Source organism: Acidobacteriota bacterium, from assembly GCA_039030395.1.
GTDB lineage: Bacteria > Acidobacteriota > Thermoanaerobaculia > Multivoradales > JBCCEF01 > JBCCEF01.
On the sequence record JBCCEF010000003.1, the window covers coordinates 1 to 25,375 of the forward strand.

The 25,375-nt window shown below is 64.8% G+C and carries 12 protein-coding genes and 1 pseudogene; 4 read left to right on the forward strand and 9 right to left on the reverse strand.

All coding sequences use genetic code 11. The features are described from left to right. A pseudogene (locus AAF481_04360) lies at positions 1-338 on the reverse strand (integrase core domain-containing protein). Positions 339-727: 389 nt separating this feature from the next. Between AAF481_04360 and AAF481_04365 the strand changes: the two are divergent. Further along, a complete protein-coding gene (locus tag AAF481_04365) occupies positions 728-2,173 on the forward strand; it encodes a cytochrome c (GenBank protein MEM7480384.1) in 1,446 nt (481 codons plus the stop codon). 24 nt (positions 2,174-2,197) lie between these two features. Here the strand turns inward: AAF481_04365 and AAF481_04370 are convergent, their stop codons facing one another. The 5 genes from AAF481_04370 to AAF481_04390 are packed head-to-tail and all read right to left on the reverse strand — an operon-like array spanning position 2,198 to position 7,366. Next, positions 2,198-3,208 carry a hypothetical protein gene (locus AAF481_04370; protein MEM7480385.1) on the reverse strand — a complete coding sequence of 337 codons (1,011 nt, stop codon included), beginning with the start codon at positions 3,206-3,208 and terminating at the stop codon, positions 2,198-2,200. Next, positions 3,208-4,323 carry a GNAT family protein gene (locus AAF481_04375; protein MEM7480386.1) on the reverse strand — a complete coding sequence of 372 codons (1,116 nt, stop codon included), beginning with the start codon at positions 4,321-4,323 and terminating at the stop codon, positions 3,208-3,210. Before AAF481_04375 ends, AAF481_04370 begins: the two co-directional genes overlap by 1 nt. Then, positions 4,316-5,509, reverse strand: coding sequence for a hypothetical protein (locus AAF481_04380; GenBank protein ID MEM7480387.1), 1,194 nt, complete (start codon positions 5,507-5,509; stop codon positions 4,316-4,318). Before AAF481_04380 ends, AAF481_04375 begins: the two co-directional genes overlap by 8 nt. Positions 5,510-5,516: 7 nt before the next feature. Then, positions 5,517-6,407, reverse strand: a complete 891-nt coding sequence (locus tag AAF481_04385) for a ThiF family adenylyltransferase (protein ID MEM7480388.1) — start codon at positions 6,405-6,407, stop codon at positions 5,517-5,519. Then, positions 6,404-7,366, reverse strand: a complete 963-nt coding sequence (locus AAF481_04390; GenBank protein MEM7480389.1) for a hypothetical protein — start codon at positions 7,364-7,366, stop codon at positions 6,404-6,406. The genes AAF481_04385 and AAF481_04390 overlap by 4 nt, the downstream gene beginning before the upstream one ends. A gap of 231 nt (positions 7,367-7,597) precedes the next feature. Between AAF481_04390 and AAF481_04395 the strand changes: the two genes are divergently transcribed. The 3 genes from AAF481_04395 to AAF481_04405 all read left to right on the forward strand — a co-directional run bounded on the left by AAF481_04395 (position 7,598) and on the right by AAF481_04405 (position 23,288). Then, the gene (locus tag AAF481_04395) at positions 7,598-12,517 is read left to right on the forward strand and encodes a choice-of-anchor D domain-containing protein (GenBank protein MEM7480390.1); all 4,920 of its coding nucleotides are present in this window, start codon (positions 7,598-7,600) and stop codon (positions 12,515-12,517) included. Between the two features lie 470 nt (positions 12,518-12,987). After that, positions 12,988-17,850 (forward strand): choice-of-anchor D domain-containing protein, encoded by a 4,863-nt coding sequence (locus tag AAF481_04400; protein ID MEM7480391.1) that lies wholly within the window; start codon positions 12,988-12,990, stop codon positions 17,848-17,850. 569 nt (positions 17,851-18,419) lie between these two features. Further along, positions 18,420-23,288: a choice-of-anchor D domain-containing protein gene (locus AAF481_04405; GenBank protein MEM7480392.1), complete on the forward strand. Its 4,869-nt coding sequence runs from the start codon at positions 18,420-18,422 to the stop codon at positions 23,286-23,288. 65 nt (positions 23,289-23,353) lie between these two features. Here AAF481_04405 and AAF481_04410 read toward each other — a convergent pair whose 3' ends face one another. From AAF481_04410 to AAF481_04420, 3 genes are read right to left on the reverse strand one after another with little or no spacing between them, the layout of a single operon-like run. Then, positions 23,354-24,559 (reverse strand): cupin domain-containing protein, encoded by a 1,206-nt coding sequence (locus AAF481_04410; protein MEM7480393.1) that lies wholly within the window; start codon positions 24,557-24,559, stop codon positions 23,354-23,356. Between the two features lie 50 nt (positions 24,560-24,609). After that, a complete protein-coding gene (locus tag AAF481_04415; GenBank protein ID MEM7480394.1) occupies positions 24,610-25,011 on the reverse strand; it encodes a type II toxin-antitoxin system death-on-curing family toxin in 402 nt (133 codons plus the stop codon). Between the two features lie 5 nt (positions 25,012-25,016). Continuing rightward, on the reverse strand, positions 25,017-25,247 hold the full coding sequence (locus tag AAF481_04420) for an AbrB/MazE/SpoVT family DNA-binding domain-containing protein (protein MEM7480395.1): 231 nt from the start codon (positions 25,245-25,247) through the stop codon (positions 25,017-25,019). Positions 25,248-25,375: the final 128 nt, after the last annotated feature.

The following is a 25,375-nucleotide window of genomic DNA, read 5'->3' on the forward strand; positions in this document are numbered from 1 at the left end:
AGTTTGCCTCGTGTTCGACAGGCGGCAGGTAGCCGATGGGTTCGAGAAGTCTCTTGTGGTTGTACCAGTGGACCCACTCGAGCGTTGCGTATTCGACGTCCTCGAGCCCCCGCCAGGGTCCGCGTTTCCGGATGAGTTCGGGTTTTATAGAGTCCGATGATGGACTCGGCCAGGGCGTTGTCGTAGGAGTCCCCTCGGCTTCCGACGGAGGGTTCGATGCTGGCCTCGGCAAGCCGATCGGTGTAGCGCATCGAGAGGTACTGGACGCCGCGATCACTGTGATGGATGAGGGGTTCCGAGGCGGCTTTGTCGCGGTCGTAGAGGGCTTGCTCGAGGGCAAAATCTACGGATTCAAACCCCCTACTGCCGATTCCGAAGAAGGAACCTGACGAAGGTATCCAAGTCTTTCGATGACGACATATCGCTCGTGGGTCGGGCGGTTCGCAGTGTCTCGCTCGATGAGCGCTTCTCGTGCCTGGATGACTTCGATTCTTTGGGACGGGTGAGCTAGGCTTTGGGGATGCGCCTCTCCGGTACGTCTTGGCTGGCTTTGGCTGGGGCTTTTTTGCTCTGCGTGGGTTGTTCTAATTTCTTACGTGGCTATGCGGGGGGCCGGGCCGGTGAATTGGAGCGGCTTGAGCTGGCCGGGCGGGAGGTCGGGGGGCTGCACCTTTTTCTGTTCGGCGATTTCGGTGGGCTGAGTACCGACACGATGGAGACTCATGCCGTGCCTTGGAAGGTGATGGTCGCGGCGTTGGCGTTGGGGGAGGATGAGGTTTCGCGGCAGGCAGCCTTCGCGCGGCTGGAGAGCTTCGGCTTTCTTCGGCCTCGAAGGATCGCGAACTGGCCGGGACCGCAGCCGGAACTGGATCGGCCGCTCGGAATTGTCGCCGGAGACGTCACGCGGAGCTTGCCGCCGCTGCGGGTCGAGACGGCGAATCTCGGCTGTGCCGCTTGTCATGCCGGAGTGACCTATGACGCCGAGGGCTTGCCGCGCCCGGAGGAGGTTTGGCTTGGGCTCCCGAACACCTCGATCGATCTCGAGGCCTACACCTGGACGGTGTACCGGTCGCTCCAACGTGCGATGGAGGATCCCGACCACCTTCTCGCCACCGTCGAGCGCCTGTTTCCGGACATTTCACTGCGCGAGCGCAAGACCCTCAGGCGTTTCGTATTGCCGCGTATTGCCGCCCGCCTCGCTGAACTCGAAGCCGGTCTCGATGCACCGACGGTGTTCAGCAATGGCTCACCGGGGCTGACCAACGGTGTTGCCGCGCTCAAACTGAAGTTGGGCCTGCTGTCGGAAGGTGTGCCGGCAGAGGAGTTCGGCTTCACTTCGATTCCCGATCTCGGGGACCGCCCGCTGCGGTCGGCGCTTCTGTGGGACAGTGCTTATGTCCGGCCGGGGGTTGATCGCGAGGCGGTGGGCGAGCGCGGCGAACCGGTCGCCGAGGGCCGGGCGGAGCAAGCCCATATCGTGGCGTTTTTCACCGTGCCGACCATGGGCATGGAGCCCGGCGCCGTCGTCGGTGCGGTGCCCGGGGTGGCCGCGGTTCTCGAGTCCCTGGCCGACTATCGGCCGCCCCCCTTTCCGGGACCGATCGAGGAGATGGCCGCGGTGCGGGGCGGGGAGGTCTACGCGGGGCACTGTGCGTCCTGCCACGGCGAATACACCGTAGAGGCGGGCCGGCCGGTCCTCGATCGCTTCCCGAACCGGTTGGTCGTCCAGGGGGAGATGGGGTCCGACCCGCTGCGCTGGCAGGCGATGGATGCCGAGTTGGTGGCGGCGATTCGCCGCTCGGGCTACGGGCGCGAGATCGATGCGGCCACCACCGGCGGCTATGTGGCGACTCCGCTGACCGGTTTGTGGGCTACGGCGCCGTACCTGCACAACGGTTCGGTGCCGACTCTCTGGCACCTGATGCATCCGGCCGAACGCCCGCGGCGATTCGCCGTGGGAGGGCATCGGCTCGATTTTGAGCGGGTGGGGATCGCCCTGCACGAGGCGGCGGACGGTGAGTGGGTTTACCCCGGCGGCTGGCAGCCGTTTTCGACGCCGCGGATCTACGACACCCGCGAGCCGGGCCGATCGAATACCGGCCATGAGCGCGAGTTCGAGGCGCTACCCGAGACGGACAAGGCGGCGCTGCTCGAGTTTCTCAAGCTGCTCTGAGCCACCGGCCGAGCGCGCCGGTGCTCACACCAGGAGGTCGGTCGTCGGTAGGCGGCGGCTCGCCGCGACCCGCTCCCCGTCCTTCAACGGCCCTACCCGCAGCAACTTGATCACCCTCGTTCCCGGTGGGTGGTGCGCTGCCAGGTATTCGACGCCCGGCGCGCATTCGAGGACGGAACTCATCGGACAGGCGAGAAAGCCGATTGCCGTGAGTTCGAGCCAGGCGCGGTAGAGGCGTCGGCCGTGGTCGAGGGGGTTGGCTTCGGCGTCACCGTGGAGGAGCACGAGGGCGGTGGCCGAGCGCACCTGGGACCTCTCGGCGGCGACCGCCGGCCCGAGACCCAGCCGCTTCACCCAACGGAAGCCTCTAGGTGAGAGCAGGAGCCTGACGAATCGCTGCTCGATGGGGGAGATCCCTAGACAGTCGACGCTCAGCCCGTCGCGATTCCAGGCAGGGTCTTTCGAGGAGTAGCGCATCCAGCGGTGAAGTTCGGCGTGGTAATCGGGCTGGCGCAGGAACTCCCAGGTGCAGTGGTCGTGCAGGCGGCCGATCTCGGCGATCGTCTGGGTGTCGAAGATGCCTGTGAGGTCTGGAGCGGCGTCGATCGCCGAGCGGAGTCGGGCCACTTCACCGGCTTCGGCACGGCGAAAGCGGCCCCGGTAGGTGCGCCGGTGGGGCACCCAGTGAGCCAGGGGATCGGTGGCGGCGCCCTTTGACAAGGTCGCTTCGGCGATGCGGGCGAGGTTCCGTCGGCCGGCGACTTCGCGTCCCTCGGCCGGCACCGGGCGCGGCGCCGAGAGGCCGAGGTCCGCTTCCGCGGCAGCGATCGCCAGTCCCTCGAAAGCGGTACCGAGACTCAGCCGGGCGTCCCAGCCCTCGGGATCTCCTACGATGAGTCGAGTGTCGAGGTCCTCGAACAAGGTCACTGCGCCGTCCGCCTCGAGTCGCCAGCGTGCCGGCTGGGCGTTGTGTGCCGAGGGCGCCCGAGCGGCTTCGTCCACCAGGTAGCGGCGCAGCTCCCGGTCGAGTTGCATCAGGTGAGCTCCTTTACGAAGAGATGCAGCCGGTGCAACCGCTCGGCGCCGAGCTTTTCCATCTGCCGCAGGCTGGCTGGATTACCGTCGGCGATCCAGGTGGTACCGAGGCGGGTGTAGCCGGCGGAGCGCAGTGCGCTCGTCACCCGGAAGAGCATGGCGCCGGCGAGGCCGCGGCCGTGCCAGGCGCGCGCCACGGAGTAGAAGAGGATGACGGCCCGCCTTCGTCGCAGCCGGTGGCGCAGGAAGTGCCAGGGGGTGGCGATGGACAGGCGCGAGCCGGTGGCGCGCAGGAAGGGGTTGAGGTCGGGTATGCAGACGACGACCCCGACCGGCTCGCTGCCGGCGTAGGCGAGGCAAGAGAGCCTCGAATCGACGATCCACATCAGCCCGCCGGCCTGGAAGGCGAACTCTTCGGAGGAGAGTGGCACGAACATCGGATTGTCGGCAAACCCGTCGTTGAGCACCTCGCGGACATCCTCCATCTGGTGCCCAAATCGCCGCCGGGTGAGCAGGGTCCAGCGCAATTCGTCACCGTCCATGAGCTGGCGCTGTGCCGGGCCGCGGAGAGTCTCCGGATCGAAGGTGGTGAGATCCGTTTCGAAGGTGGACATGGGGAACCGCGGTCGATAGCCGTGGTCCCTGAGCAGGCGCGGCAGGTGCTCCGGGTTGTGCTGCATGTCGATGTAGGGAGTGCGGTCGAAACCCTCGGTGAGAATGCCGATCTGCTGCATCGCCGTCAGATCGAAGCTGCCGATGATTTCATCGCAGCGGCGCGAGCGCGCCCAGTCCTCGGCGGCGGTCAGCAGGGCTTCCGCCGCTGTCGGGTCGTCGGCGCAGGCGAAGTAGCCGAAATAGGCACGGTGGATTCGGTAGTGCTCGTTCGAGGCGCGGTGGAGATGGGCGGTGATCCGCCCGCGCGGCACGCCTTGGTCGTACCAGGTGAAGTAAGCGAAGTCGTCGTCGCCCTCGAAGAGCGGGTTTTCACGGCTCAGGAGGCGCGCGAGGTCGGCGCGCATCGGTGAGACGTAGAGGGAACGCGGGCCGTAGGCGTGGGTGGGGGCGGAAAAGAATCCGTCGAGATCGCCGGCCACCAGGCCGTGGCGCTCAGCCATTCGCGGTCTCCGCAGGTAGCGACTCGGCGATTTTGCGCACGATCGCCAGGTCGCCCAGCCAGTCCTGCGCCGGTGCCACGTCCGGGAGGGCGACCAGGAACAGCACCGGCGGTTGTCGCGACAGGAGCGTGAGGTGGGACATGCCGTGCGATTCGAGCAGATCCACGAGCTGCTCGGCGGCCTCCGGCGAAGCGTGCTCCCGGCGCAGCTCGGCCAAGGTGCGGACCGGCGGTCCCGCGGCCAGGTTCCCGACCAGTCCGTCGACGGAGTAGTCCCGGAGGTCGGCTGCGCGCAATACCAGGTGATTCTCGGCCAGTTTCAGGCGTTCGAGGGAGTCGACGAGGGTGTCGAGGGAGCGGGTGTCGGCGGTGAGCAACCAGTGGCGGAACGAGTCGGTCTCCTCATCGCGCGCCATCGTTCTCAGTTTGTCGACCACGGCGAGCAGAAGCACCAGCGCCAGACAGACGAAGAACGCCGGCACTGCGAAGCTCACGCTCCAATCGCCCCACAGGACGATGACGGCGGCGGCGACGGTAGCGGCCTTGGCGAGGGTCCAGGCCGTGCCGACGACCGCTGAGCGCACCGTCGGCCGCCGTCGGCCCGCTGCCACCGATGCATAGACCACGAGGAGTCCACCGATCCCCCCCAGCCGCAGGTCGAGCCAGGAGGGGCGGAGGCGAAAGTCGGTCAAGGCCACCATGATGGCGACGGCGGTGGCGACGGTCATCGCGTCGACCAGGGCATTCTCGGCGGCCGCCAAATCGCCGCGATCCCGGCGCAGGAGCAGCCAGAACAGGAGCAGCAGGGTCAGTACGAGGTACCCCTGGAGGGATCGGAAAGCGAGCTGTGAACCCGGCTTCGAGACCACCGCGGTCACGACCATCACGACGCTGCCGATCGCTACGAGGAGCTTGAGCGCCAGCGGACCATGGCGGCGCAGTAGACCTTCGACGAAGAGCGTCGCGGCGAGCGGCAGGAGGGCCGCGGGCACCAGGGTGAGGGTGCGCAGGCGAGGGTCGCCGTCGAGCCAGAACCAACCGCGCACCCAGAGCAGCGCCGCCAGGCCATAGAGCAGGAGCATCATCCGCGACTCGAGGAAACTGCGGGTGCGTCGGCGGTGAATGTAGACGAGGCAGGCGGTCACGCCGGCGGCTCCCGCCCAGGTCACGATGACGTCCGGGTGCATCCTGGCCTCAATCCGCGTCGATGAGACGATCGAGGAAGCGCCGGACGACGAATCCCATCAACGCGGCGCCCAGCGGATGGCGGGGTCGCTCGACCCGCACCGTCCACGGATTGAAGAAGTAGCCTCGGCAGTCGGTCCCCGATGGCCGTTCGAGCAGTAGGTTCACCGCCTCGAAAGCCATCAGGCTGCCGGCGGTGATCACCATGGGGGCGAAGGACATCCGCGGTCGGTCGCCGCGCACCATTTCGGCGGCGACGTCGAGATCTACGTGGTGACGGGACGAGGAGTGGGTCATCACGTATTCGAGTTCGCGCCGCATGGATCCGGCGATGTCGTCCTCGTCGAGGGCTCGCCAGTCCTTTCCGTCCGACGGAAACCCCAGCCGCTCCTCGGGACGCGGATCGCCCGGCGCCACGACCGTCACCGAGGGTAGCGGCGAGGTATATGCGTCAATAACCGTCGCTCCGCCCGCCCGCGCTCGGCGGTACAGGTGGATACCGCACGGGATGTCGTCCATACCGTTGATCACCACCGGCGCGCGGCCGAGGATGCCGTCGAGGTGGTCCACCCAGTCACCGCCGTGGGTCTCGATCTCCATCTCCGGATTGATGAGGCGGAGTTGACGAACCGTGGCGTCGACCTTCGGCTGATCGACGGAGTCGAGGTCCGCGAAAAGCTGTCGGTTGAGGTTGGAGAGTTCGAAGGTGTCCAGGTCGGCGACGATCACCCGCCCGAGGCCGGCGCGCGCCAACGACATCAAGCACGCGCCGCCCATGCCGCCGACTCCGCAGACGAAGACGCTGCCGTCGCGCAGCCGCTCCTGTTCCTCGGCGGTGACGAAGCCGAGATTGCGACCGACCATCTCGGAGTATCGGAAACGTCGCTCCCCGATGGTCATCGGGACCCTTCCCGCCGCCCGGGGCGAGGTCGCAGCTCGCCCATCGGACGGCGCGGGCTGAGCCAGTGGATCAGCGGGAGCACGATCGTACCCAGGCCGGCGAATGCCAAGTGTCCCAGCAGCGCCGGCAGTGAGTCGCGCGGCACCGTTTTGAGTAGGTAGCGCCGAAGCATCTGCAAGTTGAACTGCCCGAGCTGCAAAAAGTCGTCGCCCCGCTCGTAGTCGAGTTCGCGTCGGCACATTTCGTTGTACACCGGGTCACGGTGCTTCTGGGCCTCTTCGAAGGTCTTCTTGAGGTCGTCGGAGCCGCCGGTGTAGGCGTTGGTGATGACGAATCGCTCGGTGTCGAATCCAGCCTCCTCGCCGACCCCGAAGGCCGACCGGTGGTGGCGTAGGATCTCCCGCCCCAAGACCAGATGATCGTGGCTGCGTCGCTCCCGGCCTGCGGCGGTGGGGAACACCCGCGCAAAGCTCTCGGCCACCATCCCGACGATGGCGGGTACCTGCGTGACGTTGCTGATCCACAGTGGCCGGAGCTGCCGGCGCAGGAAGAGCAGCACACAGGTGAGGCCATAAAGCACCCACGAGAGTCTCCGACCGCGATGCTCCGGATTCACCATCACCAAACCGAGATGGAGCACGTCCTCATCGCGTCCGCGCAGTCGGCAAGGGAGGATCGCCAGGGCGTTGAATGCGATGGGCTGGCCGCTATCGCGATCGTAAAGCACCGTCACCACGAGTCGGCTCAACCTCTCCGGATCGCCGGTCAGCACGCCATAGGTGAGTTCGCCGTCGCTGAGCACCGACCGTGCCACGGTGCGCAGGTCCGCCACTAGCCGGGCGCATTCCTTCGCTTCGAGGCTGCGGCTCGGCCGTTCGACGATCCGGGTACGAACCCCCGCTCCGGTGTTGAGCTGCACGTCGAGGTATTGGCCGACCAGGCTTCGCAGGCCGCTCACGATTCTCCTTTCGAGTCTGGTGCGGCTTTGGGACGAACCTTCCGCATGACGGCATCTTAGCCCGGAAAGAGTCGCTGGCCTTCTGCCGCGGGGCGGCGGACATCGAAGGACTAAACCCTCCGCCGATCAAGTCCTACCTCTTTGAGGATGGTGCTCTCGGTACCCGACGACGGTTGTCGTGGTCGGTGCTGGAGTCTGCCGCTATGACCCCCTCTCGGAGGATCCACCAGGATGCGACATCAAAGGGTTTGGTTTCTAGTTGTCTGTTTGGCACTGGCGGGAGCGTTTCCCGCTCTCGGACAGATTCAGTTTCGTGACGGCTCGACGGTGATTCCCGACGGGAGCGTGCACGATTTTGGTACGACTCTGGTCGGTGTCGACCTGACCCAGCGAATCACTTTGGTCAACGTGGGTTCGACCCCAATCACCGTCGGTCAGGCGGTGGTGTCCAGCAATGCCAATGATCCGGGGAGTTTCAGCACCTCGAATCTCGATCTCGGAACGTTGAATCCTGGCGATACCGGCGGTTTTGACGCCATCTATGGTTCGACCGGTCCGGGCACGGTGACGAATGAGATTGCGGTGACGGTCAACGGAGTCCGGGCCTATCGATTTGACGCGCGGGCGACCGCCACGGAACCCGTGGGCCCGGTGATCCAACTCAAGCAAGGCAGCGCCACGGTTCACCGCAACGATCTAGTGAATTTCGGTACTACGACGCAGGGCTTACCGGTGAACAAGATCTTTACGGTGACGAACGTAGGGGACCAGAGTCTCACCCTCGGGACGATCGGTTTCGGAGGGGGCGCGAGCAATCCGATTCTCTTCACTGCCCCTAGCAACAACGTGCAGAACCTGGCTCCGAACGCCAGCGCGACCTTTACTTTGCGTTTCACCGCCTCGCAGGTAGCGACGGTGACCAACCGCGTGCGTCTGTTCGTCAACGGCTCCTCGAATTTCGAATTCGACGTTCGCGGTACGGCGAATCCTCCGCCGGCTGCGGATCTGGTGGTGATGCGCAGTGGCGTGACGATTCAACCGGGCAGCAGCACCCACCTGGGGACGACGGATTTTGGCGAGGAGATCCTCGAAACCATTACCCTGCTCAACATGGGCAACGCGACGCTGACGGTCCAAAGCGTGACCTGGACCGGCACGGAGGTGAGCTTTGCGACCAGCGCACCGACGTCGGTGCCAGCCGGCCAGAACCGGACTTTTACATTGCGCTTCTCCGGCGCCACCGAAGGGCCCCGCTCGAGCGTGCTCTCGATCGCGACGAATGACCCCACCCCTGATCCCTACAGCTTCACCGCCAACTGGACAGTGACCGATGCCGTCGGAGCGATCATCGAGCTGCGCCACAACGGCGTGCTGGTGCCGCGCACCTCGACCTTTGATTTCGGTGACACGGGAGTGGGCCAGGAGATCGTCAGGACCTTTACGGCCACCAATACCGGAGATCAGCCCTTGACCATCGGGTCGATTTCGATCTCCAGCAACACCAACGATCCGGCGGCGTTCCACGCCCAGAACAACCAGGTGGTGGATGTAGCGCCGGGAGGCTCGGGGACCTTCCAGATCCGCTTCGATGCGGCTGCACTGGGCTCGGTGACCCGTGCAGTCCGACTGTTCGAGGGAGGTACCCCGCGACATACGTTCTTCGCCTTGGCGGAGACCAAAGCGCCGACCTACGCATTGGACGTGTCGCCGTCTTCACACTCGGTGCAGGTGGGCGAATCGGCGATCTACACGGTGTCGGTGAATGGTCAGTTCGGTTTCGACTCGAACGTAGCTTTGAGCCTTTCCGGCCTGCCTTCGAACACGACCCATTCCTTCACGCCGGTCACGGTGCCGGCCGGTGGCACAGCGGCGCTGCAGGTGAACACCACCGCCTCGACGCCGCTGGCAACCAGTACCTTGACCATTACCGGTAGCGGCGGTGGCTTGTCCAAGACCGCCACGGCACAGCTCCAAGTGTCGGACACAGAGGACTTCGTTCTTGATATCACGCCGTTCTCCCGGACGACCCAGCAGGGCGGCGCGGTCCACTACACGATCTCGGTGGATCCGGTGGATGGGTTCGACTCGGACGTCTCTCTCTCCTTGACCGGCTTGCCCGAGGGCACCACTCACACCTTCGATCCGGTGACGGTGACCCCCGGGGATACCTCGCTTCTGGTGCTGCGCACCACCAGTTCGACGCCCTTGGGCGACCACCGGATGGTGGTGCGGGGCGCCGGAGGCGGTATCACGCGGGCACATTCGGCGCGGCTGATCGTGAATGACGATCCCGCGGCGGGTCCGCCGGTGATCGACGACGTGGCTCCGAACACCATCGTTCACGGAGGGATTCGCACGATCACCCTGACCGGCGCCAACTTCCAGGGAGCGACCGTTTCGGTGCCCGATGAGGCACCGGATCCGGACGAGCCGATGACCCGCTGGTTCCCCACCGTGTCGGTGGAGAGCATCAACGCCGCCGGCACCCGGATGGTGGTGCGGGTCGATGCTCGGGATACGCGCATTCTCGACTTCTACAACCTCCTGGTCGATAACGGCCAGGGAGAAGAGGCGGCCTTCTTCCGGGTGCTGCCGGCGGGTCCACTAGTCGATACCTGGACCCCGGCGGAGCCGGAGCGCGACAAGACCTACGTGCTGTCGCTGGTAGGCCACAACCTGCGCAACGCAACGGTGTCCCCCAGCCGCTCCGGCCGGGTGCGCATCTTCGGGGTGGACAACGGTCGCGATGATCGCCTCAACGCCATCATGCAGGTGGAGCCGGGAGCACCTCTCGGTCCCCTCGATCTGGTGGTCCGGGACCCTTCGGGGCACTCCGTATCGCTGCCGATCACCATTCAGCCGGCCGGAGTCAGTCGCTTGCTGTCCCGCGACTTGGTGGCGCAACAGCAGGATCCGCAAGGTCCGCAAGGTGGTCTGACCGGCAGCGGAAGGCCGAGGGGCGGTCAGGGCGCGGGTGAGGCACCGCGGCCGGAGCTGTTCTTCCAGGACTTCGTGATGCGCCGGACCCAAGGGACGGTGATGGATCGAGAGGATGTCGTGGTGCAGCACCCGGCTCTGGTTCCGTCCGGCGAGGATCATGCTCGGGGGGCGCTGGCATCGGACGAGACGGCCGACATGATCAATTTCGACTTCTTCATCCGAGTCCGTGTCAATCTTGTGAACTTCCATTGGCAAGTCGGTTTGATCTTCGATCCGGAGACCGGCCAGGTGGGCGACGCGATCCTGCAGGGCTTGGATCTCGGGGATCGGATCAACATCGGCGCGTTCGTGCTGTCCTTCTATTTGAGAGTGGACATGAACGTGTACTTCCGGATCGGAAGCCAGGGTTGGAGCTTTCCGCTGTTCTGTTTGGAGATCACTACGGGCCTGGAGATCCCGGGCCTTGGCGGTCTTGCATACTTCTACGATTTCTGCCGCGGAGGAGGCTCGGGCAACGCCACCAACGGCAGTACCAACACCCTCGAGGTGACGGGAGGGCCGTGTGCCGAAGTGACCTCGACGGGACCTCCGTCCGAGGGTGTGGTCTACGCCGAGGTGGAGCAGGATGAGTGCTGCGAGCAACCGATCGGAGTTGCCGGTACGGGCTCGACCTTTACCGGATTACCCTTTGCGCGGCCCAATTGGAGCGTGAACAACCCCAATGCAGGAACGTCCACGCCGGGGGGGACTTGTGGGCAGCCAAGCTGCGCGGTGGAGATCACCGATCCGCCTGCGTGCATCTCTCAGTCCCGTCGGCGAACGTTCTCGGCGAGTGGCAATCCCAGTGGGGGAACCTATGAGTGGCGCATTGCCCAGGCTGCGTCGAAAGCTTCCATCCAAGGCGCTCCCAACCAGTCGGACGTTTCTGTGAGAGGCGACGTGACCAGCGATATGGCCGACGATGTGGAGTTGGAGGTCACCTATTCGGTGGGAGGTATTAGCTGTACCGAGTCGGTGGATCTTTCGGTGATCGAAGTCGATCTCACCTGGAGAGGGTCGGGCATGCAGGATCCCCGCAACGATCCGCCAGGGATTCGTGCGACGGCCGTTGGATTGCCGACCCTCGGGGCCGTGTCGCTGGGCAACCCTTCCGGGGCCCAGGGCTGGTTCAAGAATATGGAAATCAAGGGCAGGGTCACCCCATGCGACCCTACCCTGCGGTGCAAATTTGATTTCAAGAGGAATCGCGAAGGTACGGTGGGCTATCGCCAGGTGGTCAACGAGGTGCCGATTTTTTCACCTATTCCCAGTCACGACTGTCCTTTAGGAGGTTGCGACGACGATCGTACGAACGACGACGAAGATTTGATACTGGACCCTGGCCCGAGTTGTGGGATTTTCGCGCTCGATACGCCGGGTTTCTTCAATACTCGTTGCTCGTCTGCCCAAGCGTCCAGAGTGCTCATCAATTGTCTTTCCTTTGACGAGTGGCTCAATGTCGATGATGAGCGAGCTTCGGAAACTGTGAAGTGGTACGCCAGCACTCGACTTTTTTGTGACGGCAGCAGTTGGTCAGAGAGTGTTCTGGGCCAGGGCAATCGCCTCAGCACAGGAATCCTGGACTGCAGTCGCCAAGCAGCGTTGCCGCTCGGTCCTCCTCTTCCAAGCGTCGACGGGCCGATCCATAGCGTCGGTGCCATCTACAACGGCCTCACCTCGAGCGATGAGTCTCTGAGGATGGTTGCTGGGGTGAATGCTCTGGCCTGGGACGCCTCGGGGACCTTGGAGGGCCATTCTCGAGACGAGCTGATCGGAACACTCGTGCAGATCGCCGGTTGGCGAAGCGGCTTCGACGGCGACCATGTCGCGCTCTCGCCTCCTTTGCAGGCCATTCGCTTGCTCGGTGCCCTGCGGGCAACGGAGGGAATCTCGGTCCTCATCAGCCGAATTGAAGACGATTTTCCAAGGATCGATGTCGGGCCACTCGATGACGTCACTCCCGCGGTTGTCGCGCTGTCGAAGATCGGTCCGGCTGCGATCGATCCAATCCTCGACCGCGCTTCTGTCGCCTCTGAGTCGGAGTGGGTGAAGCTCACCGCTGCGTTGCGACGCATGGAAGATCCGGCGGATCTCGAGAAAGCCCTGGAGGGCCGCATGATGACCGCCTCGGGCCCCGAGATGAAACGTTTGGAGGAGCTGATGAGCGAGTAGTGTCGCTTCGTCGCCTCGGCGTTCCTTCGCCCCGGTTGGGATTGTCCGGCCGGGGCGTTTTTCGTGCTCAGCCGGTACGGATCTGCAGGAGGCCCGGCGTACGTCAGTGGACTTTTCCCATGTTCTGCGGGTGGAGGAGTGGAGGTCTCCGAAAGGAGGATCTCCCGGTTCTCTAAACCCCTCGTGGACGGCGAAGCACTCTCCTAACGGGCGACGGGGGTTCACTTGGGTTCTGAATCCTCAATGCGTGCAAGATTCTTATGAATGGTTCGCTGGCTTGCTGAACCGGCCTTCGAGTTGAGGCGTACCTATTCCTGAGACCTACTTGCTTGACTGGCGGCCCGTCGCGGGTGTCGCGGCTGCGGCCGTGCCTTTCTCCACGAACCCACTAGGAGGAGTTCACCAGGATGCGACATCACAGGGTTTGGTTGCTGGTCTTTTGCTTGGCTTGGGCGGGAGCCCTTCCCGCTTTGGGTCAGATTCAATTTCGCGATGGCTCGACGGTCATCCCGGACGGCAGTGTCTACGACTTCGGAACGACCCCGGTCGGGGTAGACCTCACCAAGCGCATCACTCTCGTCAACGTCGGTTCGACGACCATCACGATCGGTCACACCCGGGTGTCGAGCAACGCCTTCGATCCGGGGCGCTTCATCACCTCGAATCTCGATCTCGGGACGCTGAATCCGGGGGACACCGGCGGCTTCGACGCCACCTACACCTCGACCGACGCGGGAACGGTGACCAATGAGATCGGAATTCTCGTCAACGGTGTCGTGGCCTACCGCTTCAACGCCCGGGCGACCGCCACGGCGCCTCTGGGACCGGTCATCGAACTCCGGCAGGGCACGACGCCGATCCAGCGCAATGACCTGGTGAACTTCGGTACCACGACCCTGAATGTGCCCGTCACCAAGACCTTCACGGTGACCAACGTCGGTGACCAGAACCTGACCATTGGCACCATCGGCTTCGGCGGCGACGCCGGCAATCCCATCCTGTTCACGGCGCCGACGAACCATGTGCAAAATGTGGCGCCCAACGGCAGCGCCACGTTCACGCTGCGATTCACGGCGTCCCAAATCGGTACCGTGACGAACCGGGTGCGCCTGTTTTTGAACGGTTCCTCGAATTTCGAGTACGACGTCCGCGGTACCGCCAGCCCGCCACCGGCGCCCAATCTAATCGTCCAGCGCAACGGCACCACCATCGCCCACAACGGCAGCATCCACTTGGGCGCGACGGGTTTCGGGGACGAAATTCTCGAAGACTTCACGCTGCTCAACATCGGCAACGCCGCTCTGACGGTGAACAGCGTGACCTGGAGCGGCAGCGAGGTCAGCTTCGCCACCAGCGCGCCGGGGTCGGTGCCGGCGGGACAGAGCCGGACCTTCACCCTGCGTTTCGCCGGCGACAACGAGGGGCCGCGGTCGAGTCTGATCTCGGTCAATACCAATGATCCGACTCCCAATCCCTATCGCTTCACCGTGAATTGGACGGTTGACGACGCCATCGGGCCGATCATTCAACTGCGCCACAACGGCGCGACGGTGCCGCGCAACTCGACCTTCGATTTCGGCGATACGGGGGTGGGGCAACCGATTGTGCGCACCTTCACGGTGACCAACGCCGGCGATCAGCCGCTGACCGTGGCGCCGATCTCGATCTCCAGCACGGCAGGCGATCCGGCCCATTTCCATTCCCAGAACAACAACGTGGTGAACGTGCAGCCGGGCCAGTCGCGCACTTTCCAGCTTCGCTTCGACGCCGCCGGCCTGGGTCCGGTCACCAGCGAAATTCGGCTGTTCGAGGGCGGCTCATCGCGCTACAACTTCTTCGCCCATGCGGAGACCAAAGCGCCGACCTACACGCTGAACGTGTCGCCTTCGTCGCGCACCGTACAGCGTGGAGACTCGGCCTTCTACACGGTCACCGTCAACGGTCAGTTCGGGTTCAATTCGAACGTTACCCTGAGCCTGTCGGGGCAGCCGTCGAACACCACCCACTCCTTCAATCCGGTGAGCGTGTCGCCGGGCGGCAGCTCTACCCTGCGAGTGAACACCACCGCTTCCACGCCGTTGGTGTCGCGCACCCTCACCGTCACCGGCACCGGTGGTGGCCTGACCCGCACCGACACGGCGCAGCTCGTGGTGCAGGACAATCAGGATTTCACCCTCAACGTGTCGCCCTCGTCGCGCACCGTCGAGCAGGGCGGCGCGGCGACGTACACGGTCGCCGTCGATCCGGTGAACGGTTTCGACTCGGCCGTCGCGCTGTCGCTCTCTGGCCTGCCGGCAGGCAGCGGCCACACCTTCACACCGGTGAACGTGCAGCCGGGCAATACTTCGACGCTACGGGTGACCACCACCGGCTCGACGCCCCTGGGCGCACGCACCTTGACGGTGACCGGCACCGGCGGTGGCAAGACCCGCACGGACACGGCACAGCTGGTGGTGGACAACAATCCGCCGGCCGGGCCGCCGGTGATCGACGACGTCTCACCGGACACCTTCGTGCACGGGGCGATTCGTACCCTGACCCTGACCGGGGCCAACCTCCAAGGGGCGACGGTGTCGGTGCCGCAGGATCCGCCGGATCCCGGCCAGCCGATCACCCGCTGGTTCCCCACCGTGACGGTGGAGAGCATCAACGCGGCCGGCACCCAGATGGTGGTGCAGGTGGATGCTCGGGACACTCGCATCCTCGACTTCTACAACCTGCTCATCGACAACGGGCAGGGTGAGGAGGCGGCGTTCTTCCGGGTGTTGCCGGCGGGTCCGCTGGTGGACACCTGGACGCCCACCGAGCCGGAGCGCGGCAAGAGTTACGTGCTCTCCCTCGTCGGCCACAACCTGCGCAACGCCACGGTCTCTCCGAGCCACAGCGGCCGGGTGCGGATCTTCGGAGTGGACAACGGCCGGGACGATCGCCTGAACGCCATTCTGCAGGTGCTCCCCGGAGCTCCCCTCGGGCCGATCGATTTGGTGGTGCGCGATCCGTCCGGCCACAGCGTCACCCTGCCGATCACCATCCGCGCTGCCGGTACCAGCTCACTGCTGAGCCGCAATGTACTGGCCCAACAGCAGCCGACCGGCGGCCCCGCCGGGGGGGCTCAGGAGGGTCCGGAAGATGGCGGTCCGCGGGCCGAGCGTCAGCAGCCGAAGCTGTTCTTCCAGGAATTCGTGATGCGCGAGACGCAGGCGACGGTGATGAGCCAGGAGAACGCCATCGTGCTGCACCCGGCGATGGCGCCTGCCGGCGAATCCCGGGCGCGCGCCAGCCTGGCTCCGGAAGAGGAGAACATGATCGGATTCGAGTTCTACTTCCGGGTCCGTTTCAACCTGGTGAACTTCCACTGGCAGGTGGGGCTGACCTTCGACCCGGACACCGGCCAGATCGGCGATGCGATCCTCCAGGGGCTCAACGTCGGCGATCGGGTGAACATCGGCGCCTTCGTCCTGTCCTTCTACCTGAAGGTGGACTTGACGGTGTACTTCCGGTTCGGCAGTCAGGGCTGGAGCTTCCCGCTGTTCTGCCTGGAGATCACGTCCGGCCTGGAGATTCCCGGCCGGTCCGGTTTCGCCTACTCCCTCGACTTCTGCCGCGGCGGAGGTGGCGGCAACTTCACCTCCGGCAATACCAGTAGCTTGCAGGTGACCGGCGGCCCGTGCGCCGAGGTCACCCAGCAGGGACCGCCGGTGGAGGGGTTGGTCTTTGCCGAGGTCGAGCAGGATGACTGCTGCGAGCAGCCCATCGGAATGACCGGCAACGGTTCGACCTTCACCGGGTTCCCCTTCGGGTTACCCAACTGGAACGTCAACAACCCCAATGCCGCCACCTCGACACCGGGGCCCAACTGTTCGGCGCCGAACTGCAACGTCAGCATCAGCAATCCACCGGCGTGCATTTCAAAGACCCGCATGCGGACCTACACCGCCAGCGGTTCGCCGGGTGGCGGCAACTATCAGTGGCGGATCGCCCAGGGAGGTTCGAAGGCTTCCATCCAGGGGGCCGCAAACCAGTCCGACGTGTCCGTCAAGGGCAACGCCAACAGTAGCTCCGCGGACGATGTGGAACTGGAGGTGACCTACACCGTGAACGGCGCTAGCTGCACCGAATCGGTGGATCTATCGGTGATCGAGGTCGACCTCACCTGGCGAGGCTCCGGGAGCCTCGATCCGCTGTTCAACGCCCCGGCGGTGAACGACGGAAATTTCGGATTGCCGACCCTCGGGCCGGTCACGCCGAACAATCCTCCGGGCACCATCGGCTGGTTCAAGAACATGGAGATCAAGGGCCGCGTGACCCCGTGCGACCCCAACCTGAGGTGCGATTTCGACTTCAAGCGGGACCGCCAGGGAACCGTCGGCTTCTTGCAGATCCAGGCGCCGGGTGTGCCGGTGTTCCAGCCGGAACCGAGCCTCGACTGTCCACAGGGCGGTTGTGACGACGATCCCAACGAGCTGGACGAGGACCATGTGCTCGATCCGGCACCGGGATGCGGCGTCTTCGTGCTCGATGTTCCGGGAGCCGCGGCGGGTCCCTGCAACAGCCAAAACGCCAACCTCTTCATCATCAATTGCTTGACCTTCGATGAGTGGTTGAACGTCGATGGCGAACGCGGTTCGGAGATCCAGAAATGGTCGGCGGCAACGACCCTTCACTGCAACGGCCAGACCTGGTCGCAGGCCACCGGCGGCCAGGGCAACCGGCTCCTCTCCGGCGTCCTCGACTGCAGTCGCAACGCGGCGATTCCGGGCGGTGCGCCGCTCCAGGGAGGAGGGCTCGAGCCGAGTACCTCTGACGAGACCGGCTACAACGTGGCTCAGGTGCTGCGAAAGCTTCGGTCGGGCGAACGCATGGTGCGCATGCAGGGCGCCGCCGAGGTGACGGCGTGGCACGCCAGCGGCAAGCTGGTCGGTTCGGAGCGCGATGCGATTCTCGCCAAGCTGCGTGCCTTCGCGGCGCGCACCGGAGGCACCGGAGGGTACTTCTCAAAGCAGCTCCTGGGGATTCAGCTCCTCGGTACGCTGGGTGATGAGGAGTCCGTCGATCTCTTGATTTCGCGCGTCGAGACTCTGTTCCCGCTCACCAACTTCGGAGATCTCGAAGGGGTGTCGCCAGCGGCCATTGCGCTGGCCGAGATCGGTCCGGCCTGCATCGGCCCCATCCTGGATCGCGCGGCGGTGGCGTCCGAGGCCGAGTGGAAGCAGCTCACCGCGGCCCTCCGTCGAATGGAGGATCCGGCCGATGTCGAGGATGCCCTGGAAGGTCGCATGATGACCGCCTCGGGCATCGAGATGAAGCGGCTGGAGGAATTGATGGACGAGTAGGTCGTTCGTTCATCAGAAGCATGACGCCCCGGTCGGGTTCTCCCGGCCGGGGCGTTTGTCGTGCTCGGATCCGCCGGGCGCGAATCCCTCGGCGTTTTCGTCCTGTCCTTCCATCTCGACTTCGGATGAGCTGTCCGGGCTAAAGCCCTCCGGGGGTGGCGGGCATTTTCCGTATGCGGACCCGGGCTTTTGGCGGCTGGGTCGATGGAGCGGCTGGAGTAGCCCTTCTTTGACCTAGGTCGTTCCTAGTGAACTCGAGGCCTGCTCGCTTTGAGGGTCGTCCGCCGCGGCCGTCGCGGCGGGGGTGATACCCGCTCTTTACGAACCCAACACGAGGAGTTCTTCAGGATGCGACATCACAGGGTTTGGTTGTCGGTCGCCTGTCTCGCCTGGGTGAGGAGGCCGCTGTGCACCAGGCGGCGCGCCAGGGCAAGGCGGCCGCTGGGCTGAACCTTGGTTGGACCTTATACGTACAAGATTCTGGACACTCAATCAATGTGTAGGACCGGCCGCGGTTGTCGCGGTGGGAGGGGCATTCTTCATGAACCCAAATCGAGGAGTTCAACAGAATGCGACGTCAATGGGTTTGGTGGTTGGTTTTCTGTTTCGCCTGGCTGGGAGCCCTTCCCGTGTTCGGACAGATTCAGTTTCGCGATGGCTCGACGGTGATTCCAGACGGCAGTGTCTATGACTTTGGAACGACCCCGGTCGGGGTAGATCTGACGAAGCACATCACGTTGGTCAACGTCGGCTCGCAGCCGATCACCATCAGTCAGGCGCGGGTGGTGACCAACATTTTCGATCCGGGCCGTTTCAGCATTTCGAATCAAGATCTCGGCACGTTGAATCCTGGGGATTCAGGTGGTTTCGATGCCACCTACAGCTCGACCGATGCCGGCACCGTGACGAACGAGATCGGTCTGCTCGTCAACGGTGTCGTGGCCTATCGCTTCGATGCGCGGGCAACGGGCGAGGCGCCCGTCGGCCCGGTGATTCAGCTCAAGCTGGGCAACACGACGATTCACCGCGACGATCTGGTGCACTTCGGCACCACGGCTTTGAACGTGCCGGTGAACCGTACCTTCACGGTGACCAACGTCGGTGACCAGAACCTCACCATCGGCAGCATCAGTTTCGTCGGCGACGCCGGCAATCCGGTCCTCTTCACCGCGCCGACCAACAACGTTCAGAACGTGGCGCCCAACCACAGCGCGACCTTCTCATTGCGCTTCTCGGCGTCGCAGATCGGGACGGTGACCAACCGGGTGCGCCTTTTTGTCAACGGCTCGTCGAACTTCGAGTTCGATGTCCGCGGCACCGCCAACCCGCCGCCGGCGCCCAACCTGGAGGTACGGCGCAGCGGGGCGACCCTCGGTCACACCGGTAGCGTGAACCTCGGGACGACGGATTTCGGGGGCGAGATCCTCGAAGACTTCACCTTGGTCAACAACGGCAACGCCACCCTGACGGTGAACAGCGTGACCTGGAGCGGCGGCGAGGTGAGCTTCGCCACCAGCGCGCCGGGGTCGGTGCCGGCGGGCCAGAGCCGGAGCTTCACGCTGCGCTTTTCCGGCGACCACGAGGGACCGCGGTCGAGCTTGATCTCGGTCAACACTGACGATCCCTCGCCCAATCCCTACCACTTCACCGTCCACTGGACGGTGGACGACGCGGCCGGGCCGATCATCCAGGTGCGCCACAACGGCTCGACGGTGCCGCAGGCCTCGGCCTTCGATTTCGGCGATACGGGAGTGGGGCAGCAGATCGTGCGCACCTTCACGGTGACCAACGCCGGGGATCAGCCGCTAACCGTTTCGCATATCTCGATTTCCCGCACGATCAACGACCCGGCTCGCTTCCACGTCCAGAACAACACGGTAGCGAATGTGCAGCCGGGTCAATCGGGTACCTTCGAGCTTCGCTTCGATGCGGCGGCAGTGGGGCCGGTGACCAGCGAGATCCGGCTGCTCGAAGGCGGTGTTCCGCGCTACAGCTTCTTCGCCCATGGGGAGACCAAGGTGCCGACCTACACGCTCAACGTGTCGCCTTCGTCGCGCACCGTACAGCCCGGAGGCTCGGCCGTCTACACGGTCACCGTCAACGGCCAGTTCGGCTTCGATTCGAACGTGTCCTTGAGTCTCTCCGGACAGCCTTCGCATACGACTCACTCCTTCACCCCGGTGACCGTGTCGCCGGGCGGCAGCTCGACGCTGCGGGTGAACACCACCGCCTCGACGCCGTTGGTGTCTCGGACATTGACCATCACCGGCAACGGTGGCGGCCTGACCCGCACCGACACGGCGCAGCTGGTGGTGCAGGACGGCCAGGACTTCATGGTGAACGTGTCGCCCTCGTCGCGCACTGTCGAGCCGGGCGGTGCGGCGACGTACACGGTTTCGGTCTATCCGGTGAACGGCTTCGACTCGGCGGTGGCGCTGTCGCTCTCCGGCCTGCCGGCCGGCAGCAGTCACACCTTCACCCCGGTGAACGTGCAGCCGGGCCACACCTCGACGCTGCGGGTGACCACCTCCGGCTCGACGCCCCTGGGTGCCCGCACCCTGACGGTGACCGGCACCGGCGGCGGCAGGACCCGCACGGACACGGCGCAACTGGTGGTGGACGACGATCCGCCGGCCGGTGCGCCGGTGATCGACAGCGTGTCACCGGACACCTTTGTCCACGGGGCGATTCGCACCCTGACGCTGACCGGAGCCAACTTCCAAGGGGCGACGGTGACGGTGCCGCAGGATCCGCCGGATCCGGACCAGCCGATCAACCGCTGGTTCCCCACCGTGACGGTGGAGAGCATCAACGCCGCCGGCACCCAGATGGTGGTGCAGGTGGATGCCCGGGACACGCGCATTCTCGACTTCTACAACCTGCTGGTCGCCAACGGCCAGGGCGAAGAAGCGGCGTTCTTCCGGGTGCTGCCGGCGGGTCCGCTGGTGGACACCTGGACGCCTGCCGAGCCGGAGCGCGGAGAGTCCTACGTGCTGTCGCTGGTCGGTCACAACCTGCGCCATGCGACGGTGTCGCCGAGCCATAGCGGCCGGGTGCACATCTTCGGGGTGGACAACGGCCGGGACGACCGCCTGAACGCCATCCTGCAGGTGCTGCCGGGGGCTCCCTTGGGGCCCATCGACCTGGTGGTGCGCGATCCCTCGGGGCACAGCGTCACCCTGCCGATCACCATTCACGCCGCCGGTGGCAGCGCCTTGTTGAGGCGCGACGTGATCGCCGAGCAGGATCCCGACGTCCGCAGCGAAACGAGTGCCGGTCCGAAGCCGAAGCTGTTCTTCCAGGACTTCGTGATGCGCGAGACGCAGGCGACGGTGATGAGCCAGGAGAACGCGATCGTGCTGCACCCGGCGATGGCGCCCACCGGGGAGTCCCACGCGCGGACCCATCTGGCTCCGGAAGAAGAGAGCATGATCAACTTCGAGATCTACTTCCGGGTCCGTTTCAACCTGGTGAACTTCCACTGGCAGGTGGGGCTGACCTTCGACCCGGACACCGGCCAGATCGGTGACGCGGTTCTCCAGGGTCTCAATGTCGGCGACCGGGTCGACATCGGCGCTTTCGTTTTGTCCTTCTACCTGAAGGTGGACTTGACGGTGTACTTCCGGTTCGGCACCCAGGGCTGGAGCTTCCCGCTGTTCTGCCTGGAGATCACCACCGGCCTGGAGATTCCCGGACGGGCCGGCTTCGCCTACTCCATCGACTTCTGCCGCGGCGGAAGTGGCGGCAACTTCACCTCCGGCAACACCGGCTCTCTCGAGGTGACCGGCGGGCCGTGTGCCGAGGTCACCCAGCAGGGACCGCCGGCGGAGGGATTGGTCTTCGCCGAGGTCGAACAGGACGACTGCTGCGACCAGCCCATCGGGTTGAGCGGCAGCGGTTCGACCTTCACCGGATTCCCCTTCGGGTTACCCAACTGGAACGTCGAAAACCCCAATGCCGCCTCCACCACGGCGGGGCCCGTTTGCTCACCGCCGATCTGCAACGTGAGTATCAGCAACCCGCCGGCGTGCATCTCGAAGAACCGCATGCGGACCTACACCGCCAGCGGTGCGCCGGGCGGCGGCAGTTATCGATGGCGCATCACCCAAGGGGGGTCGAAGGCCTCCATTGAGGGGGCCACTAACCAGAACAATGTATCGGTCAAGGGCAACGCCAACAGCAGCGCCGCGGACGACGTGGAACTGGAGGTCACCTACACGGTCAACGGCGCAAGCTGCACCAAGTCGGTGGACCTGTCGGTGATCGAGGTGAATCAAGTCTGGCGGGGCTCGGGCATGCTCGATCCGATGTTCAATGTACCCGGCGACGCAACGCAGTTCGGTTTGCCTACCCTGGGGCCGGTCACGCCGAACAACCCTCCGGGCACCAACGGCTGGTATAAGAACATGCAGATCAAGGGCACAGTCACACCGTGCGACCCGAATCTACGCTGTGATTTCAACTTCAAACGGAACCGCGTAGGGACCGTTGGAACGCGCCGAATGGTGAACGGCGTGCCAATCTTCCAACCGCTGAGCGTCGATTGCCCTCAAGGCGGTTGCGACGACGATGCGCACGACACGGACGAAGATCTGGTGCTCGACGGACCTCGTGGCTGCGGTCTGTTCGTTCTCGACGTGCCGGGCGTACAGCGTCCTACTTGCTCGCCCGCCCGAAACACCCTCGAAGTCATCCACTGCTTGAGTTTCGATGAGTGGCTGAATGTCGATGGCGAGCGAGGCTCGGACATCCAGTTGTGGTACGCCAGCACCCGAATCCGCTGCGACGGCACGAGTTGGTCGCTGAACAGTCAGGGTCAAGGCAACCGGCTGTCCACGGGAGTCCTCGACTGTAGCCGCGAGGCAGCGCTGCCGATCATTCCTTCGCCGGTCCTCGTCGGGGAGGAGGGCGTGTTCAGCGTAGATGAAGTGATCGCCGGCTTGAAGTCCAGAGCCGAAGGCGACCGGATGGCTGCCGCCGCCGATGCCGTCGCCTGGGAGGCTTCCGGCACGTTGACCGGTGGTGATCGCGACAAGCTGATCCGCAAGCTCTATCGGATGGCGAACAGGGAGGCCGAAAACGGCGTTGAGTTCTCATCGCCCCTGCAGGCGATCCGACTGCTCGGTGCCTTGAAAGCGACGCGGGCGATCGTGATCCATCGGCTGATCAGCCGAGTCGAGGACGAGTTCCCGCGGCCGATGGTGGATTCGCTGAGCGACATCACTCCCGCGGCGACGGCTTTGGGACAGATCGGCGCACCTACGGTCGGCCCGATTCTGGACCGCGCCGCGGTGGCGTCGGAGTCCGAGTGGAGACAGCTCACCGCCGCTTTGCGTTTGATGGAGGATCCAGCGGATCTCGAAGACGCCCTCCAAGGTCGCATGATGACCGCCGAGGGACTCGAGATGAAGCGGTTGGAGGAGTTGATGAGCGAGTAGCTTCCTCGCTCGCCAGAGGTACCGCGCCCCGGTCGGGTTTTTCCGGCCGGGGCGTTTTTCTTGCTTCAGCCGGTGTGGATTTGAAGCAGGCCGCTGCGCACCAGACGGCGCGCTAGGGCGAGGCGGCCGGTGTCTGAGAGGCCGGGCAGGTCGCCGACCCGGAAGGACGAGTTGGCGCGCACAAACTCGAACACCGGCACCAGGACCGCCGGACCCTGTACCCGGCTCGCTCCCTGGCGGATCGTCGCCTTGGCGCCGTTTTCTTCGACGATGTAGTCGCCGCCGGTGGTGTGGTTCAGAGAGTCGTCGTCGGACAGGTCACCGAGGCGAGCGACCTGGGTGAACTGGCCGCCGACCTCGGTGCGCAGATCGCGGTTCAGGCTGCGGGATGCTCCGCGCAGGGCCGAGTCGAAGGATGCCTCGGAGACCTTGGCGAGACACTCGGCGAAGATCGCTTCCATCTCGCTTCGAATCTCCGGACGGTTGAGAAAGCCGGGGGGTAGAGAGCGCTGCATGGGAAGGTGCTCGACGGCGACGCTTTCTACCGCCGCCTTGACGAAGTCCGTCCAGTAGAGCGGGTGAAAACTGACCGTCAGATGGAGGGAGGTCTCCTCGATGGCGGCCGCGTAGTGCGGCATGCCGCGGGGCACGTAGAGCATGTCGCCCTGCTTCAGGTAGACCTCCGCCAGCGGCTCGGTGCCCCGGGCGGTGCCTTCCTTGAAGGCCTTGAACGGTCCGTATTCGAGGCCCGCCATCGGCAGGTACGGCGTTTCGAACAGGTACCAGTGCTTGCTGCCGTAGACCTGAAAGATGAAGAAGTCGTGGTAATCGATGTGGCGGTCGAAGCCCTTCGAGCCGGGGGGCGAAAGGTAGCTGTTGACCTTGGTCTCGGCGCTCAGCGCCTGATCGAGCTTGGCCGCCACCGTTTGCAGCGGCGGCCACGACTCTTGCACCGCTTGAAGAATCAGGGTGTTGCCTTCGGCGACGTCGGCACAGATCACCGCCGGATTGAACTTTCCCGGCGCCGACCTGCGCACCACCTGGGAGTCTGAAGTACGCACGATCAACCGCTCGCGCCCTTCGGCCGGCGCCGCGGCGATCCAGCGGTCGACATCGTCGAGGGAGAAGATCTCGCGGTAGAACTCCGGATCGTCGCGTTCGAGATGGAAGAAATCCTTCTCCCAATAGCGGTCGAAGAACTCTTCGCGGGTGATCGGGGCGAGCAACTCGTCGAGGCCGGGCAGGCCCTCGGAATTTGAAGATATGGTCATCGGCTCATCATAACCGACTCTTCAGGAAGCAGATGCTGCGGTTGCAACGACTACCGGGCTTCCTGGGGCGGAAGGTGAACCCTGATCCAGGCGGCGAAGTCCGCTTCGGTGGTCTGGCTCGCGGCCAGGTCGAGGAAGGCCCGGTACTTCTCCTCTTGAGTGGTGATCAGGTCGCTGCCGTTGAGCTTCAGGAAGGTGCGACAAACGACGAGGGCGGTTCGCTTGTTGCCGTCGATGAAGGGGTGGTTTCGCGCGATGCCGTAGCCGTAGGCAGCGGCGAGGGCAGCCAGATCCGGTGGCGGTTCGGTGCAGGCCAGGAGATGCTTGGGTTTGGCCAGGGTGGAGGCCAGGAGTCCTTCGTCGCGAATTCTCTGGGTGCCACCATGCTCCGTGAGCTGACGCTGGTGGATGGCGAGTACGACGTCCGTTCGCACCCAAACCGGCTCGTCCACGCTCGCTACTTGCTGAGCAGGCGCAGGACGTCGCGGTCTTCGCGCATGACCTCTTCGGCGGCCTCCATCTGAGCGGCGAAATCTGGGTCGTAGGCCGTGAGTTCGATGCCGTCGGGAGTCTCTATGACCGAAAGAACGTCGCCGCGCTCGACCCGCAGGCGGTCCAGCAGCTCCCGCGGTAGCACCACACCGGTGGAGTTTCCGATTTGAGTGAGCTTCAAGGTCTTGGTCGCCATGTTCGGATTTCTCCCCTAGCCCGACCTTCGGCAATGCTTCGGTCGGGCTACTTTCGGGAATTATAACCCGTGTTCGAACGCCCCCGAAGCTGACGAGGCGGCGCCGCAGGCGCCAGAATGGGGTGAGC